Origin of the sequence: Streptococcus suis (assembly GCF_019856455.1) — a bacterium.
In the GTDB taxonomy this organism is placed as follows: domain Bacteria; phylum Bacillota; class Bacilli; order Lactobacillales; family Streptococcaceae; genus Streptococcus; species Streptococcus suis_AE.
Window position 1 is genome coordinate 87,912 of sequence record NZ_CP082205.1, and the last position, 16,655, is coordinate 104,566.

Genomic DNA, 16,655 nt, shown 5'->3' on the forward strand with positions numbered 1-16,655 from the left:
TATTTTATAATGTTAGAAATACTGTTCAAAAGCAATATCCGCCCGTTCATAGGGGAATTTATCCTTATCAACTGGGATTTCGATGAAACCGAATTTCCGATAAAGGTGGACAGCAGATGTGCATTTTCGATTGGAAACGATGATGACTTTTTGAATATGCTTGTCTCTTATAAAATCCATGCAGGCTTGCAAACAGGCTTTCCCAGCTCCTTGTCCTGCAAATTCTTTTTTGGCAGCAAATTTCTCAATCTCCCATTCGCCAGATGGCAGGGGTGCAATCATACAGGAAGCCATGATTTGTCCCTCATCATTGATAGCAAAGAAAATCTTTCCACCATTTGCAAGGCGTTGGTCAATGCTTTCTAAGACGGCACGATCTTCAGGCTCTACTTCAAACATTTCTTCGATCCAAGCTAGATTCATAGCGATAAATTCTTCTTTGTATTCGGGTTTGTAGGTTTCAATCTTCATGTTTTTTCTCCATTTCTTCTATGAGGGGGATAAGTGTAGCAATGGCCTGTTGAAATTTGGAACGTTGCTGAGCTGTCAAGCGACCTAACTGTTTTGCGATCTGCTGATTGGCCTTGTCGATATAGGATTCAACAGCAGTAAGTCCTGTTTCTGTCAAAAATAGGCTGTGTTGCCGTCCGTCAATCTGACTAGTTTTTTTCATGACAAAACCAGAGGTTTGAAATCGTTTGAGGATTTTACTGATGTAGCCCTTATCTAGTTGGAGAGAGTGGCTGATAAAGGAGGCTGTACAGCCGGCGTTCTCATAGATTTCAAAGAGTATTCGAACTTCTGTTAGGTTATAAGCCTCGCCTAGATAGTTATTGCCTAGCAAATGAAAGGCAGGTAGGTAGGAGCGGTTAAACTGTCGTAGTTGTGTAATGAATGTTTCCAAGTAGTCACCTCACACATTTAGTTGCCAAAAACAACCAATTTTATATAGAGTATATCAAAAAATAGTTGCTAAAAGCAACTATTTTTCTACCATTTGTCAAGCCTATCAAGGTATTTGATGAAAAATATTTTGAGTTCAATAGTTAAAATAAGGAAATTGTTTTCTTTTGGACTAAAGTTTCGTGTAAAAAAGAGTACACGAAATGAACACCTTATGTTGAAAATTTTTGATAAGGTGTTACAATAATATTGCATAAACAGTTTTACCGATTTTGGGTAGAAGTATAATCGTAAAGCTTATTATGCGTTATGAGGTAATACATTGTCCGAATGAGACGATGTATGGAGGCAATCGTGTGTGGCTTCGTAGAAGTCGTTTGCGATTGTCTTTTTCGTTTCTCATAAAAGTCGGCGATATGGCAAGGCTTGGTGTGACTGGCTGAAGCGATATTGTGAATACATTTGAACAGAATCTTTCTAGCGTAGGGATTGCCACGCTTGGTAATGTGTTCCTTAGCGAGGAAGTTACCAGATTCATAGTGCCTCAGGTCAATACCGATAAAGGCATTGATTTGATTGGTAGACTGAAAACGGCGAATATCTCCCAGTTCACCAATAATACTTGCTGCAGTAGTCTCAGCTATTCCAGGAATAGAGAGCAGAATGTCATATTCAGGTAATGGCTGAGCTAGTTCTACCATTTCATCTAAGACTGCCTGTCTCTGTCCAGAAAGCCGAAGCAATTCTTTTGTATAGTAACGGACCTCTTCCAGCATTGGAGAGGTTTTCTTGACGGCACAATACGATTGATTAGCTAGTGCTATCAGCTTCTCGGCTAAGTACGCCACACGCTTGTCCGAAATCCGTTTTGAGGTGGACTGACGAATGCTCTCTAAGAGTTTGTCCTTGCTTAAATCAAGCACGAAGTCCTTGTAAGGAAACGCAGTAACTAAGTTCCAGTATTGTTCCCCAGTTGGCTTTGATAAGACAGTCTCTATCTCTGGAAACGTGACTTGCAAGACCTTGTGCAGACGGTTTTTAGCTCGAACGATGTCCTCAGTTAAGTTCTGATAGAAGCGACTTAAATCTCGCAGTTCTTGATAGACTTCTTCTTGGACATAAGTGGGTTTACGATTCAGCACAAATTGAGATTGAGCCAGTTTTTCAGCGTCAATTTGATCTGTTTTCCTCACACGCAAGCTATCCAGTTGCTTCTTAGCTTCTAAGGGATTAAGCCTTGTATAAGCATAGCCATTATCTTCTAGAAAAGTTTGGAGACGGCGAGAATAGACACCTGTTGCTTCAAAGATGATTTCTGGTTTATGGACGGTTCTCAAATCGCCAAGTAGCCGAGCAAAGCCGATGGCGTCATTGGACATGGCATAGCCATGAACTTTCTCACCATTGACTAGAATGGCCACTTCTGAACTTGCCTTACTCACATCAATCCCAAAAACTGCACGCATGATATTACCTCTTTGTCTTGAATGATTCCTTGTTTTAGTGATGTCATTTTCAATACTCGACGTCTGGCGTCCCACATACTTTGATAACATTCTTTCTAAAACAGGTGTCTTGCCAGTTTTTGATGCGACGTCTAGCGTCAAAAGAGTTCTCGACTTAACAAGACACCTCTACTTTAACATAAAGAAAAAGTAGTGACTACTCTCTCCCGTCGGAGATTTCCTCACTACTAATCTTAGTATGTTTTTGATAAAAACAAGTTTTTAATCTGTCTCTTCTTGCAGGATAGAGGAATCAGTAAAGCGTTCAGACTCAATGAATTGCGAGGAAACTTGTCGCAGGGTTAAATTGTCTTGGTAATCTTTAGCGAAGATGCAAGAGTAGAGGACATCCAGTAGGTAGGTGATGGAGGTATCGGTTGAATAGGTTCCGATTTTTGAGTAGAGTCGTTCTTTTGTCGCCAAGCGAAGAGTAACATCAGCAAGTTGAGAGATGGGATTGTCGCCTAGACTGGTCAGGGCGATGATAGGAATTTTTTTTGAACGGAGAATGTTTGCGACCCGTATCAGCGATTTGGTGCCACCTGAGTATGAGATAATGATAGCACACGAGTTTTCCTGAGCCAGATAGGCATTGAAATGAATTTCACCTTGCAGCTGGTGCACACGGACATCCTTTTGGATACGGGACATATTGTGGGCGAACTCTTGGGCATTGAGGAGGTTATTGCTGGCAGCGAAGATGTGAATGGTTTGTGCGGGTTGTAAAAGACGAATGGCGTGATTGAGGTCACGTACTTCAAGGAGGGAACTGGTATCATCCACAATGTCATTAAGTTAACTAACCTATCACATTTTGTGGTGGGTTAGTTTTTATGTTACACTAAAAATAAAAGGGGAAAAGTCATGCTAGATCAGATTAAAGCTCATTTACTTGATAGTATTAACGACATCGTTTCTAGTGCCAATCAGTTTGTGCTTCATCCTGAAAAAGATTTTAGTCGGCAAAGTCAGCTAACTATGAAAACCATGATTCAAGCCATACTGACCATGGGAGGCAATACCTTATCTAAAGAGTTACTTGACTTACATTTACCAGTTACCCAATCTGCCTTTGTTCAACGACGGTATCAGATTAAACACCAAGCTTTTAAAACACTTTTTAGGGATATTACTTCTAAAATTCCAATCTCTGATAATCTCCCTATCCTGGCTGTTGATGGCAGTGATGTGATTCTACCAAGAAATCGTTTTGATAAAACGACCTCTTTTCAAACTGGACCACATCACACTCCTTACAATCTTATTCATATCAATGCTCTCTACAATCTTGAACAAGAGATATATCATGATTTACGGATCCAAGATAATCGAGAGGTTGATGAACGTGCAGCTTTTATTGACATGATGAAGAACTCTTCTTTCAAACAAGCTCTGGTAATAATGGATAGGGGGTATGAATCCTACAATGTCATGGCTCACTGCCAAGAAAGAAATTGGTCCTATATTATTCGTATTCGTGACGGGAATCATTCTATGAAATCAGGATTTAACCTCCCTGACACCCCTTGTTTTGATGAAAAATTTGACCTAAACATCTGTCGGAAACAGACCAATGAGATGAAGCAACAGTATCAAAATTTTCCTAATCACTATCGCTGTTTACCTAATCACACATCCTTTGACTTTCTACCAAGCTCTAGCCGAAAAAGCGACCCAGTTCAGTTTTACGAACTTCATTTTCGAATGGTGCGTCTCGAAATCAAGCCAGGTTTCTTTGAAACTTTGGTGACAAACACCGATTATTCTCCAGAAAAATTAAAAGATCTCTATGCCTACAGATGGGGCATAGAGACTAGTTTTCGTGACCTAAAATATAGTATCGGTCTAACTCATTTTCATGCAAAAAAGAAGGAAGGGATTCTCCAAGAAATCTACGCTCGCTTTATCAATTTTAATGTTTGTAAATGGCTAACCTCACACGTTGCTATTAAAACATCAAAGTTAAAACAGACTTATAAAATTTGTTTTTCAGACGCTGTTTATGCCTGTCGAAAATTTCTTAGAGAAGAACTTACTTCCTTCCAATTGGAAACCTACATTGCCAAACATTTATCCATCATCCGACCCAATCGAACGTTCCAAAGAAAGATAAAAAGCAAGGCACCTGTAAGCTTCACTTATAGAGTAACATAATAGTTGAAAAATAGGGTTAAAAAACCTCCTTTTTGTGCGCCCTAAATACAAAAACTATTCCCGTTTGGTCATCAATTGCTCGGACGGGAATAGTTCCTTTAATTGTTTAAATGCTTAACTTAATGACATTGGGTATCATCCAGCGTTTCTTTTTTTAGTTTGGCAATGTTGTTGGCGATTTGTAGGTAGTTATCGCTTGCTGTGAAAGGAATGTTAGCATCAATGTTGGATTCCTGTTTATTGAGGTAGTCAATCTCTTTCAAAAAGGCATCTTTGAATTCCCTCCAACCGTCAAAGCCCAGTTTTTTACTGATACGGACCAGAGTTGACTTGGAAGTAAAGCAAGAATCTGCAATCTTTTGGATGCTGATGTCCTTGATTTCCTCACGCTTTGTTAGGATAAACTGGATAACTTCTTTTTCGCTGGGAGAAAAGGGATATAGTTCAATTTTTTCTAATAAAAACATAAGCCTCTAAAACTTTGTTTACAAATGAAGGGGAAAAATAGAGAAAATTTGTAAACTCAGGTCCAACCTTTCTAAACTATCTGTTTTTCTATTATAACAAATGCTAAACTAGATGTACAAAGAGAGGAGGACAGAAAGTCAATGATAAAACAGCTTAGAAGAAAATCCATGGTTCGGTCTATCCGTTCTCTGTTTGCCTATGGTCTGGCAGGCTTTCTAGTACCTTATCTTTGGTCAAGAATAGCACAACCTTTTGGGAACTGGGCAGGATTTATAGCTGGCATGCTCATCATCTTTCCACTTTGGTACCTTGTTCATTATCGTGGCTTGGCTGTTCAAGAAGAGGACATGGCTAGCATTGACATGGGGATGGCGATTGGAATTGCGGTTTTTGTGAAAACAAGCCTGTCAACAGGTTTGGGACTGATGATTTCTTCTCTACCAACGCTCATTATCATGGGTCTGGGAGCCAGTCTAGCGGGCTTGGTCGTGGCAAGGTATGAGAATGGGAGGAAGTAAGATGACACTCATCCAAATGCTATCAACTTTCTTAGGTGGATTTCTGTTGCCACTAATCATTCTTTTATTTTGGGGAAGGAGCGTGGCTCGCTTTAGAGTCTTCGGTGGCTTCCTTTCAGCGACTCTCATCGTTGGGACACTTTGGTATCTCAATCATGGCTCAGCTAAGCCCTTGATTGTGCAAACAAGTAGTGTTGTAGTGGATATGGGTTTGGCGACAGGAATTGGTGTTCTGGTTTACGGTCTTGCCAGAGGAAAAGACTGGACTAAGACAAGGCCCCTCTTGCTTTCAGCAATCTTGGGTGGAGTTTTGGCAGGGGTTCTATTAACTGTAGTATAAAATATCGTCATTTAGTTTATCTTTTATTACTTAGACGTAATAGGAAACTCCGTTTCCCTATTTCCAACTTCAAACAATCCACTGGATTGTTTGAACTCGCTTTGCCGTACTTTGCATAAGTAACTTGCTTCGCAAGTCTTATTTCCAACCTTGTACAGTCATTAGACTGTACAAGCAGCCTGCAGCTTTTGATGCGAACAGAGTTCGCTCTATTTCCTAGCTCCAACTATCTCCCAGATAGTTGGAGCTAGTACTAAAAGTAAACTAAACAACTGATATGTAAAGCCCTTTGTCAAGTAAAAACAATCGAACTGATTAAAAAATGAAAAGTATCTAGAAAGAGCCTAGTTCTTAGCTTCGGGCATTGGCCACTCTGATATTCGTGGATTGGTTACCTACAGGTCAATGGTTCTGCCGCGAGTCCTACTCTCTATAAGCGTGGATCACAATTGTGCCACTTAGTCGTTTCGTAGATGACTCAAACCTTGAAGTCCTAAACTCCTTCAAGATACTTTCCATTCAAACATGATTTCAATCCTTATTTCTGTCCAAATTCACCCAGTGATTTTGGATAGAAATAGGGATTCCTCATCGCTCTGCGACGATAAAACTTAATGGTCAAAAGTGTACATGAAAACAAGCGCTAACTTCAAGCTATTCTTCCTGTCATCATCCCCCAAATAAAACCAGACAATTCTCGTGCAATAGCTGTTTTAGCAACATTTTGTTTCTTATTTTTTCCTAGAACAAGTGTGCGATAACGTCTTCTTAAGCGTTCATTAGCCTTATCCGCATAAGCAATCACCTCCACTCGGTTTCCACTTTGTCTCCTTTTCAATTCTTTGGATTTATACCCAATCGTCCCCTTAGCCAATGATTGTGCAGCTTCTATCAGAAGTCGTCTCACATGGCTATTCCCAGCTTTGGTGATAGCACCTCTTCTCTCCTTGTCGCCGCTAGAATTTTCGCTAGGAGTTAGCCCAAGATAAGAAGCAAAATGTTGAGCTGTCGCAAAGCGATTAAAATCACCGATTTCTGTCACAATGGAAAGAGCAGTTAGTGTTTTAATGCCAATAAAGCAAGAAAGCCGTGAGACCTTCTCTTGGTAACTGTCGCTTTGACCCAGTTGCTCAATTCGTGCATCATACCGTTCTATTTGATCTACTAATTTCTCATAGGTCAATAGATATTCTGTCAAAATCTCTGCATAAAGTCCATCAGGATTTAGGGAACGGAGCCAGCGGACATGTTTCTGTGTCCAATTACTGCTTCCCTCGGTATAGCGAAAATCATGTCGGAGACAGAAGGCAAGAATTTGTTGTTTGATTTTCTTCAGAGCCACTTTGTGGTCTGTTCTCATGCGGATATATTCTTTGACTTGTTCATCCTCAACAGTAGGAATATGAACAGGCCGATAGCTACGAAAGGCCAGAGCTTTTGCGAGCTGAGCTGCATCTTTTTTATCAGTCTTAACACGCTTAGATCCTTCCTTCATCACCGTTGTAGGCGCCATCACGATACAGGGAATCCCGTGAGCTTGTAGCTGGTGATATAGGGTAAATCCAAGACATCCGGCTTCGTAGCCACATAACACTTCTGCATCTTGACCATATAAACGACGAAGCTCATTCACATAGTTCACAATATAGCTAACATTTGGACCAACTTTAGTGCTATGTTTGAATTGATTCGCCATCATATCATAATAGCAGAGTGAAAAACTTTCTTTGTGAACATCCATTCCGATGAAAAGTGTGGTAAAATGAAACATATAAGACCTCCAATTGAGTGTGGTAATTCCTGTTAGAAGTTGATTGTTTTTTTATTCTAGTGTACAGGTAAATCCACGAATTCTCAACTGGGGGTCTTTACATATTGTCTATAAAAAAGAAACAACTATCTCCCCCTAGATAGCTGTTTCGTGCGCAAATTACAGTATAAAATATATTCCTAAAAGAAAACTTAAACCAAGAACTTGCCTTCACAAGTAACATACTGAGCTGTGAAGGCGGGTTCTAATTTTAGGAAAATTAAAATTGACACGTAGAGTGTTGTTTTCGGATGTTTTATCGTTTATTTAACTTGAATCGCCAAGGCTTGATACGGCTTAAGGGTGATTTTCTTACCGAGTTTGCTATCAGGATAGTTGCTGATGAGGACTTGGCCGTGGGCGTAGTCGTCTGCTAGGTCTAGTTCAACCTCTTCTGCGAAGAAATTGTTGAGGACTAGTAATTTTTCATCGTTTAATAAACGCTCAAAGGCATAGACTTTCTGGCTGTCCTTATAGGCGGCCTTGTAATCCCCTTCTGAAATCAGAGGGAGTTCTTTCCGCAAGCGGATGAGTTCTTGATAGAAGGTGAAGATTGGGCCTGTTTTTTCGGCTTCAACGTTAATGGTTGGGTAGGATTTGCCAGCTTTCAGCCAAGGAGTTCCTGTTGAGAAGCCTGCATTGTCAGAAGCATCCCACTGCATCGGGGTGCGGGAATTGTCACGGGACTTGGCCTGGATAATCTTGAAGGCCTGCTCAGGTGTGTGACCTTGATCCAAGAGCATCTGGTAGGCATTGATAGACTCTACATCCACGTAGTCATCCATGCTGTCGTAGTCGGGGTCAATCATGCCGATTTCCTCGCCCATGTAGATGTAAGGCGTACCGCGTGACAGGTGGATAGAGGCTGCCAGCATGGTTGCTCCTTCATTACGGAAATTCTTCACATCGACAAAGCGGTTGAGGGCACGAGGTTGGTCGTGGTTGTTGTAGAAAAGGGCATTCCAGCCATTTCCGACGGACATTTCTTCCCCCCAAGTATGGAAGAGGCGTTTGAGTTCCTCAAAGTCAAAGTCCATAATGGTCCATTTTTGCCCGTCCTTGTAGTCCACTTTCAAGTGGTGGAAGTTGAAGGCCATGGACAATTCTTCCCGTTCAGGAGCCGTGTAGAGAATGCAGTTTTCAATGGTGGTGGCCGACATTTCCCCGACAGTCATGAAGCCTTTTTCAGCTCCAAAAGTGGCGTTGTTCATCATCTTGAGGTAGTCGTGGGTAATTGGGCGGTCGGTGTAAGTAGGCTTTCCGTCATTGATTGGGCAGTCTTCGAGGACTTCGTCCTTACCAATCAGGTTGATAACGTCGAAGCGGAAGCCTTTGACACCCTTGTCTTTCCAGAAGTTGACCACCTTGAAGAGTTCTTCACGGACATGAGGATTTCGCCAGTTGAGGTCGGCTTGGGTCACGTCGAAGAGGTGGAGGTAGTATTTCCCAGTCTCTCCAAAGGGAGCCCAGGCATTGCCACCAAACTTGGAAACCCAGTCAGTTGGCTGGTCACGTAGGATAAAGAAATCTTGGTAGTATTTGTCGCCTGCTAGGGCTTTTTGGAACCATTCGTGGTCTGTCGAGCAGTGGTTGAGGACCATGTCTAGCATGAATTCGATGCCCAATTCTTTGCCGACAGCCACCATTTCTTCAAAGTCAGCCATGGTGTCAAAATCAGGATTGACGGCTGTATAGTCTGAAATGTCATAGCCGTTGTCTCGTTGAGGACTTGGGTAGAAAGGGTTGAGCCAAATCATATCAATGCCTAGCTCCTTCAAATAAGGTAGTTTTTCAATAATTCCTCGTAAATCCCCTACACCATTTCCAGTTGTATCCTTGTAAGATTTTGGGTAGATTTGATAAACAACCTTCCGTCTGTCTATTGTCATTTTGCTCTCTCTTTCTTGATTTTTCCTTCTTGCATAAGCAATGATAGGAGGTGCAAGTTACCTTGCGCCCTCCTAGAACATTAATTCTTTGTAACTGTCAGAATAGCTTCGCCTTGTGAGATGGCACGAGGAAGATTTCCGATAACTTGAGTGTCAAAGTCAGTTTGGTTGGTCACGATAACTGGTGTTTCAGCAACAAGACCAGCAGCCTTAATGACATCGATGTCAAAGCTAATCAATTTATCGCCAGCTTTTACCTTGTCACTTTGTTTGACGTGAGCTGTGAAGCCTTTGCCTTCCAATCCAACAGTATCCATACCGATGTGCATAAGGAGCTCAACTCCGTTTGCAGCAGTGATACCAACAGCATGGTTAGTTGGGAAGAGGACAGATACTTCACCATCGACTGGAGCAACCAAGATACCTTCGCTCGGGTCAATAAGGACACCTTGGCCCATGACACCTGATGCAAATACAGGGTCAGTAGCTTGTGACAATTCTTTGGCTTGACCAGTAAGTGGGCTAATCAATTCGATAGCAGCGCCAGTTTCAACAACTGCTTCAGTTGGAGCTACGACTTCTTCAACAGTTTCTTCTTTTTTTGAAAATGCACCTGTACGTTTGAAAACAGCTGTCAAAATCATTGGGACAACAATCGCAACAATCATTGCTAACAAGAATGGACCCCAGTATTCAGCCTTGATAGACAAGATACCTGGAAGACCACCGATACCGATAGAAGCAGCTTGGATGTTAAAGGTTACAGAAAGTAAGCCAGCGATACTTGAACCAATCATAGCAGCTACGAAAGGGTAAACGTATTTCACGTTGACACCAAAGAGGGCTGGTTCAGTAACACCAAGATAAGCAGAAATAGTTGCAGGAAGTGAAACTTGAGCTTCTTTTTCATTGTGACGGTTCATGAGGAAGTAAGCAAATACCGCAGAACCTTGAGCAATGTTAGAAAGAGCAATCATTGGCCAGAGACCAGTTCCACCAGCATCCGCGATCAATTGCGTATCGATGGCATTGGTCATGTGGTGAAGACCAGTGATTACGAACGGTGCATAAAGGGCACCGAATACCGCACCGAAGAGCCATTTCAATGGACCAGTCAAACCAGCCAATACGACAGTTGACAACCATTGACCAATTGTCCAACCGATAGGACCAAGGACAGTGTGAGCCAAGATGATGGCAGGAAGAAGTGATAGGAATGGCACGAAAATCATTGAGACCACTTCTGGAATAACCTTACGCCAGAAGATTTCTAGGTAAGACAGTGCCAAACCAGCAAGGAGGGCAGGGATAACTTGTGCTTGATAACCGATACGGGCAATACTAAATGCACCGAAGTTCCAAGACCAGTCGCTGGCAATGGTTGCTGCATCTGTACCAGGTACAGCATAAGCGTTGAGCAACTGTGGAGAAACCAAACAGATACCAAGGACGATACCAAGGATTTGTGAAGTTCCCATTTTACGAGATACGGACCAAGTGATACCTACTGGCAAGAAGTGGAAGATGGCTTCACCTGGCAACCAGAGGAAGTGATTGACACCATTCCAGAAAGGAGAAACCTGAACGATGGTGTTCCATACAGGGTTACCATCAGCATCGAAGACCAACTGCCCATCTTTCATAGCTTGTCCAAGCCATTCCATCTGAACACCTTCCAAGACGTTACGGAAACCGAGAATCAAACCGCCGACGATAAGGGCAGGAATGATTGGTGTGAAGATTTCCGCCAGCATGGTCATGACACGTTGGATGGCATTTTGGTTACTTTTAGCGGCTGACTTTGCAGCTTCTTTTGATACGCCTTCGATACCAGACACAGCTGTAAAGTCATTGTAGAAGATTGGTACATCGTTACCGATGATGACTTGGAATTGACCAGCGTTTGTAAAGGTTCCTTTTACTGCTGGAATGTCTTCGATGACTTTTACGTTTGCTTTTTTCTCATCTGCAAGAACAAAGCGCATGCGCGTTGCACAGTGTGTTACTGCATTGACATTCTCTTTTCCGCCAATAGCTTCTAGGAGCTGTTTGGCTTCTTTTTCAAATTTTCCCATATATTTTTCCTTCTAGACGGCTTATGGAATCCGTCACCCTATATTTTTTAGACATCTCTCGAAGTATGTCCTTTTTTGAAATTTGTACGGACAAATTTCTTTTGTGTTATCATTGTATCCGATTTCAAAAAATAATGCAAGCGTTTTTGCTTAGTTTTTTTAAATTTTGAAATGAATTTTGTTATAATGTTGATAGTTGTATGTTATTTGACAGATGAATTTGTGAGGAAATGATGAAAAAATACCAAGAAATTTATAATGACTTAAAAGAAAAAATACGGACAAATGTTTATCCGGCAGAAAGCTCCCTACCGACAGAACAACAGCTCCAGGAAATCTATGGTGTTAGTCGTGATACGGTTCGTAAGGCGTTGGCGATTTTGACTGAGGGAGGTTTGATTCAAAAAGTGCAAGGGCGTGGTTCAATGGTCCTTAAGCAAGAAATTCTCAATTTCCCAGTTTCAGGTTTAACTTCCTATCAGGAATTGACAAATGTTCTCCAGCTTTCTACCAAGACAGATGTTGTCAGCTTAGATATGATTACCGTTAATAGTAGCCTTTCGCACTTGACAGGCTTTGAGCCGTATAGCAAGGTGTGGAAAGTTGTCCGTACACGTTCGATTGATGGTAAGGTCTCCGTTGTGGATACAGATTATCTTGCTGTCGATGTCGTGCCAGAGTTGACAACTGCTATTGCTGAAAAATCCATCTATAAATACCTAGAAAATAAGTTAGGCCTTGATATTGCTTATGCACAAAAAGAGATTACGGTAGAGCCGACCAGCCGAGAAGAACGAGATTTGATGCAGATTCAGGATGATTATCTGGTGTTGATAAAATCCAGGGTCTACTTAGGAGATACGCGACAATTTCAATACACTGAAAGTAAGCACAAGATTGATAAATTCCGCTTTGTAGATTTTGCTCGTAGAAAGCATTCTTTATAGGAGAGATTAGCCAAATCAAGTTTTTTACGCTATAATAGATAGAAGAAGAGGTAAGATATGGCAAACTTAAATCGATATAAATTTACATTTGGCGAGAAGCAATTAACCTTGACAACTGAGCATGATAATTTATTCATGGAAGAGATTGAGCGTATTGCACAGGAAAAATACCAAGCCATCAAAGAAAAGATGCCGACGGCGGACCCTGAAACCCTCGCGCTTTTGTTGGCAATCAATGCTCTATCCGTTCAACTAACGCGCGAGATGGCATTTGAACAAAAGGAACAAGAACTTGCAAGCGTCAAAGAAAAGGTCTTGAAAAAGAATGTGACCTTGATTGACTTAGATGAGCTTGAGGACAAGGTATGATTTCATTAGTAATTATTCTCATTTTGGCATGGAGTTTCTACATTGGCTACAGTCGTGGTCTAGTTCTACAGGCCTTTTATAGCATGGGAAGTATTATTGCTCTGGTGGTTGCGACGGCTACTTATAAAAAATTGGCATCCTTCCTTTATCTCTGGGTGCCATTTGCCAATGCTACTCAGGGGAGCTCCAACTATTATTTTGATGAGAAATATCTCTTTGACCTAGATATGGTATTTTATGCGGGATTGGCCTTTCTTTTGATATACGTCTTGGTTTATGCTATTGTGCGTTTCATAGGAATATTTGTCCATCTATTAGAGGCTTTTAATCCTGATACAAAAATGACCAATCTCATAAGCGGCGCCTTGGCTGTCTTGGTGACTTTTATTTCTCTTCAGATTGTCATGGTCTTGCTATCAACTATTCCGTTAGCGATGATTCAAAATAAATTGCACAGTAGTTTTCTTGCCAACATCATGATTCAGTACACACCATTCACTAGTAGCTTTTTAAAATCTCTCTGGTTGAGTAATATAGCAGGGTAAGGGAGACCTTATCCTTTTTATCGTCATTTATAATACTCTTCGAAAATCAAAATCAGACATTGTTGACTTGATTTGATGAGTGGGAAAGACTAAGTAGGAATATATGAATAATAAAATTATTGAAACCCTTGAATTTCACAAGGTAAGACAAAAAATTGAGCCCTATCTCTTGACGGAACAGGGCTTCGAAGAATTACGACAGTTGGAGCCCATGGTGGAAGTCCATCGTATCCAACAGGCCTTTGACGAGTTGACAGACATAGCGCAGATTTTTGTGGAAAATCCCTATTTCAGTCTGGCTGCTACTAGTGACATCGGTCCAGCCATGCGTCGTTTGGAATTGGATACAGACCTCAATATCTCAGAATTATTGGCAGTCAAGCGAGTCTTGGAAGTGTCCAAAACTCTCTTGGATTTTTATGGAAATCTGGAAAATGTCAGTCTTAGCCAGCTGGATAAACTCTTTGAGAAGATTGAGCTTTTTCCACATTTACAGGGCTCCCTCCAGTCCATCAATGATGCTGGTTTTGTAGAGGATTTTGCCTCAGAAAAGCTGGCTCGTATCCGCCGGAAAATCCGTGAAGCTGAAGACCAAGTTCGTCAGGTCATGCAGGATATTTTGAAGACCAAGGGGGACATGCTGTCCGATAGCATTTTGGCAAGCCGTAATGGACGCAATGTCCTTCCTGTTAAAAATACCTATCGCAATAAGATTGCTGGGGTTGTCCATGACATTTCAGCTTCGGGTTCGACCGTTTATATTGAGCCGCGGGCAGTGGTGACTTTGAATGAAGAAATCAGTCACCTACGTGCAGAAGAACGCCATGAGCTCAACCGTATCTTGCAGGAATTGTCGGATATGCTCCGTCCGCATAGTGGTGTGATTCGTAACAACGCCTGGCTTATCGGACATATTGATTTTGTTCGTGCTAAGCATCTCTTTGCGCGTGATCATCAAGCAGTTGTACCCAAACTATCTGAGAAGCAGGATATTGCCCTTCTCAACGTTCGCCATCCGCTGATTGCTGAGCCCGTTCCAAACGACCTCTATTTCGGTAGTCAGTTGACGGCTATCGTGATAACGGGTCCCAACACGGGTGGCAAGACTATTATGCTCAAGACCTTGGGATTGACCCATCTCATGGCTCAGTCTGGTTTGCCTATTTTGGCTGATAAGGGCAGTCGGGTAGCTATCTTCAAAGAAATTTTTGCGGACATTGGGGATGAACAGTCGATTGAGCAGAGTTTATCCACCTTCTCCAGTCACATGACTCACACGGTACAGATTTTGGCGGAGGCGGATCAAGATTCTCTGATTTTATTTGATGAGTTGGGGGCAGGTACCGATCCACAGGAGGGCGCGTCGCTGGCCATGGCTATTTTAGACGACCTTCGCCTACGGGGCATCAAGACCATGGCAACTACTCACTATCCGGAGCTCAAGGCTTACGGGATAGAAACCTCTGGTATTGAAAATGCCAGCATGGAGTTTGATAGCAATAGCCTGCGTCCGACCTATAAGTTTATGCAGGGTGTTCCTGGTCGCTCCAATGCCTTTGAAATTGCCCGCCGTCTTGGTCTATCTGATATTATTATCCAGTCAGCCCAATCTTGGACGGATACAGATAGCGATGTGAACCGCATTATCGAGAAATTGGAAAGTCAGACGGTTGAAAGTCGTCAGCGTCTGGATAAGATTCGTGATGTGGAGCAAGAAAATTACAAGATGAACCGAGCCCTCCGCAAGCTCTATGACGAGCTCAATCGAGAGAGGGAAAATGAGCTCAACAAGGCACGCTTGGAAGCCAAGGAAATTGTAGATATGGCATTGTCAGAAAGCGAGGATATTCTCAAAAATCTCCATGCTGCAGCTAGTCTTAAGCCCCACCAGATTATCGAAGCCAAGGCAGAGCTGAAAAAGTTGGCGCCTGAAGTGGTGGATCTGTCTAAAAACAAGGTTCTGAAGAAAGCTAAAATTCAGAGGGAAGCCAAGGTGGGCGATGACATTATCGTTACAGCTTATGGACAACGTGGGACCTTGACCAATCAGCTCAAGGACGGGCGTTGGGAAGCTCAGGTTGGCTTGATTAAGATGACCTTGACCAAGGAGGAGTTTGAGCTTGTTAAGGTGGAAAAGGCAGAGCAGCCTAAGAAACGTCAGGTTCACACGGTCAAACGCGCCAATGTACGAGGACCAAAAGCCCGCTTAGATCTCCGTGGCAAACGCTACGAAGAGGCTATGATGGAGCTGGATGAATTTATTGACCAGGCCCTGCTCAATAACCTAGCACAAGTCGATATTGTCCACGGTATCGGTACAGGGGTTATCCGAGAAGGTGTGACCAAGTACCTCCGTCGCAACAAGCAGGTCAAGGAGTTCGGCTACGCTCCACAAAATGCAGGTGGTTCAGGCTGTACTATTGTGACGTTTAAATAGCAATCAACCGATGGGAGATTCTTATGATTATCAGAAAATATCAAACCAGTGATGAAAAAGGCTGGATTTACTGTAAGGCACTCAGCTACCTTTTCTCTCCATTCTTTGATGATAGAGAAACAGAGAAGCCCGACCTAATGACAGACGTTTATGATCATCGTGTGGAATGGGTGGCTGAAGTAGACGGACAAATTGTTGGTCTAATCGACATCGATATTTACACTGAGGAGTGCAGCCAGTCTTATATTTACGCACCAAGTAAGCGAACAGCTTATTTTACTAACCTAGCAGTCCACCCTGACTTTCAAGGGCAGGGCATTGCTCAGGCGCTTTTTGAAAAAGCAGAGCAGGAGTTGAGAGCGCAAGGTGTAGAGAAACTAGCCATCTTTACTCGTGAGGATGATGCAGTCAACCATTTATATCAGAAATGGGGTGGACGGTTAGTCTGTTCAGATTATCTTGTCATCGGTACACCTAAAGATACACCTTACGTCCGTTTTGGTGTCGATCTTCCCAATGCTAAATTGGCCTTTACAGATGAAACAGGTCAGCCAGCACCCTACTATCTCCGCGAAGGTGTCTATGTCGTGACAGACCCAGCAGATTTAGAATTGTTTGACATCGAAGAAGTCTATCAAGAACTGACCTATGTGGTGGATTTGACGGAAAAAAGTTGAAGTTTTCAACTTTTTTTA

At 42.2% G+C, this 16,655-nt stretch carries 16 protein-coding genes; 8 read left to right on the forward strand and 8 right to left on the reverse strand.

What is annotated here, in order from left to right; all coding sequences use genetic code 11:
- Positions 1-12: 12 nt before the first annotated feature.
- From K6969_RS00515 to K6969_RS00530, 4 genes are all read right to left on the reverse strand, one after another.
- Entirely contained in the window at positions 13-471 is a 459-nt protein-coding gene (locus K6969_RS00515; protein WP_029174407.1) for a GNAT family N-acetyltransferase, read from the reverse strand.
- Complete coding sequence (locus K6969_RS00520) at positions 461-904, reverse strand: MarR family winged helix-turn-helix transcriptional regulator (RefSeq protein ID WP_029174406.1); 444 nt, start codon at positions 902-904, stop codon at positions 461-463. Before K6969_RS00520 ends, K6969_RS00515 begins: the two co-directional genes overlap by 11 nt.
- A 262-nt stretch (positions 905-1,166) precedes the next feature.
- Positions 1,167-2,369, reverse strand: coding sequence for an IS110 family transposase (locus tag K6969_RS00525; RefSeq protein ID WP_321537491.1), 1,203 nt, complete (start codon positions 2,367-2,369; stop codon positions 1,167-1,169).
- Positions 2,370-2,630: 261 nt separating this feature from the next.
- A complete protein-coding gene (locus K6969_RS00530; protein WP_321537429.1) occupies positions 2,631-3,191 on the reverse strand; it encodes an SIS domain-containing protein in 561 nt (186 codons plus the stop codon).
- Between the two features lie 81 nt (positions 3,192-3,272).
- Here K6969_RS00530 and K6969_RS00535 point away from each other — a divergent pair, with 81 nt between their 5' ends.
- Entirely contained in the window at positions 3,273-4,562 is a 1,290-nt protein-coding gene (locus tag K6969_RS00535) for an IS4 family transposase (protein WP_321537425.1), read from the forward strand.
- A gap of 119 nt (positions 4,563-4,681) precedes the next feature.
- Here the strand turns inward: K6969_RS00535 and K6969_RS00540 are convergent, their stop codons facing one another.
- Positions 4,682-5,029 (reverse strand): MurR/RpiR family transcriptional regulator, encoded by a 348-nt coding sequence (locus K6969_RS00540; protein ID WP_171943259.1) that lies wholly within the window; start codon positions 5,027-5,029, stop codon positions 4,682-4,684.
- Between the two features lie 141 nt (positions 5,030-5,170).
- On the opposite strand from K6969_RS00540, the gene K6969_RS00545 reads away from it, so the two are divergent.
- Both K6969_RS00545 and K6969_RS00550 read left to right on the forward strand, forming a co-directional pair.
- Positions 5,171-5,548: a Lin0368 family putative glycerol transporter subunit gene (locus tag K6969_RS00545; RefSeq protein ID WP_153309461.1), complete on the forward strand. Its 378-nt coding sequence runs from the start codon at positions 5,171-5,173 to the stop codon at positions 5,546-5,548.
- 1 nt (position 5,549) lies between these two features.
- Complete coding sequence (locus K6969_RS00550) at positions 5,550-5,888, forward strand: Lin0368 family putative glycerol transporter subunit (protein ID WP_029173838.1); 339 nt, start codon at positions 5,550-5,552, stop codon at positions 5,886-5,888.
- A 649-nt stretch (positions 5,889-6,537) separates the two neighbouring features.
- On the opposite strand, the gene K6969_RS00555 is transcribed toward K6969_RS00550, so the two are convergent.
- The 3 genes from K6969_RS00555 to treP all read right to left on the reverse strand — a co-directional run bounded on the left by K6969_RS00555 (position 6,538) and on the right by treP (position 11,662).
- Positions 6,538-7,659: an IS110 family transposase gene (locus K6969_RS00555; RefSeq protein ID WP_015445098.1), complete on the reverse strand. Its 1,122-nt coding sequence runs from the start codon at positions 7,657-7,659 to the stop codon at positions 6,538-6,540.
- A gap of 302 nt (positions 7,660-7,961) precedes the next feature.
- Positions 7,962-9,587, reverse strand: a complete 1,626-nt coding sequence (gene treC / locus K6969_RS00560) for an alpha,alpha-phosphotrehalase (RefSeq protein WP_321537430.1) — start codon at positions 9,585-9,587, stop codon at positions 7,962-7,964.
- 80 nt (positions 9,588-9,667) lie between these two features.
- A complete protein-coding gene (gene treP, locus K6969_RS00565) occupies positions 9,668-11,662 on the reverse strand; it encodes a PTS system trehalose-specific EIIBC component (RefSeq protein ID WP_171943156.1) in 1,995 nt (664 codons plus the stop codon).
- Positions 11,663-11,895: 233 nt separating this feature from the next.
- Here treP and treR point away from each other — a divergent pair, with 233 nt between their 5' ends.
- The 5 genes from treR to K6969_RS00590 all read left to right on the forward strand — a co-directional run bounded on the left by treR (position 11,896) and on the right by K6969_RS00590 (position 16,637).
- On the forward strand, positions 11,896-12,609 hold the full coding sequence (gene treR, locus K6969_RS00570) for a trehalose operon repressor (RefSeq protein ID WP_029173724.1): 714 nt from the start codon (positions 11,896-11,898) through the stop codon (positions 12,607-12,609).
- Positions 12,610-12,666: 57 nt separating this feature from the next.
- Complete coding sequence (locus K6969_RS00575; protein ID WP_002935948.1) at positions 12,667-12,978, forward strand: hypothetical protein; 312 nt, start codon at positions 12,667-12,669, stop codon at positions 12,976-12,978.
- Positions 12,975-13,523, forward strand: coding sequence for a CvpA family protein (locus tag K6969_RS00580; RefSeq protein WP_029173726.1), 549 nt, complete (start codon positions 12,975-12,977; stop codon positions 13,521-13,523). Before K6969_RS00575 ends, K6969_RS00580 begins: the two co-directional genes overlap by 4 nt.
- 103 nt (positions 13,524-13,626) lie before the next feature.
- Positions 13,627-15,960, forward strand: coding sequence for an endonuclease MutS2 (locus tag K6969_RS00585; RefSeq protein ID WP_029173727.1), 2,334 nt, complete (start codon positions 13,627-13,629; stop codon positions 15,958-15,960).
- 23 nt (positions 15,961-15,983) lie between these two features.
- A complete protein-coding gene (locus K6969_RS00590) occupies positions 15,984-16,637 on the forward strand; it encodes a GNAT family N-acetyltransferase (protein WP_029173728.1) in 654 nt (217 codons plus the stop codon).
- Positions 16,638-16,655 lie beyond the last annotated feature (18 nt).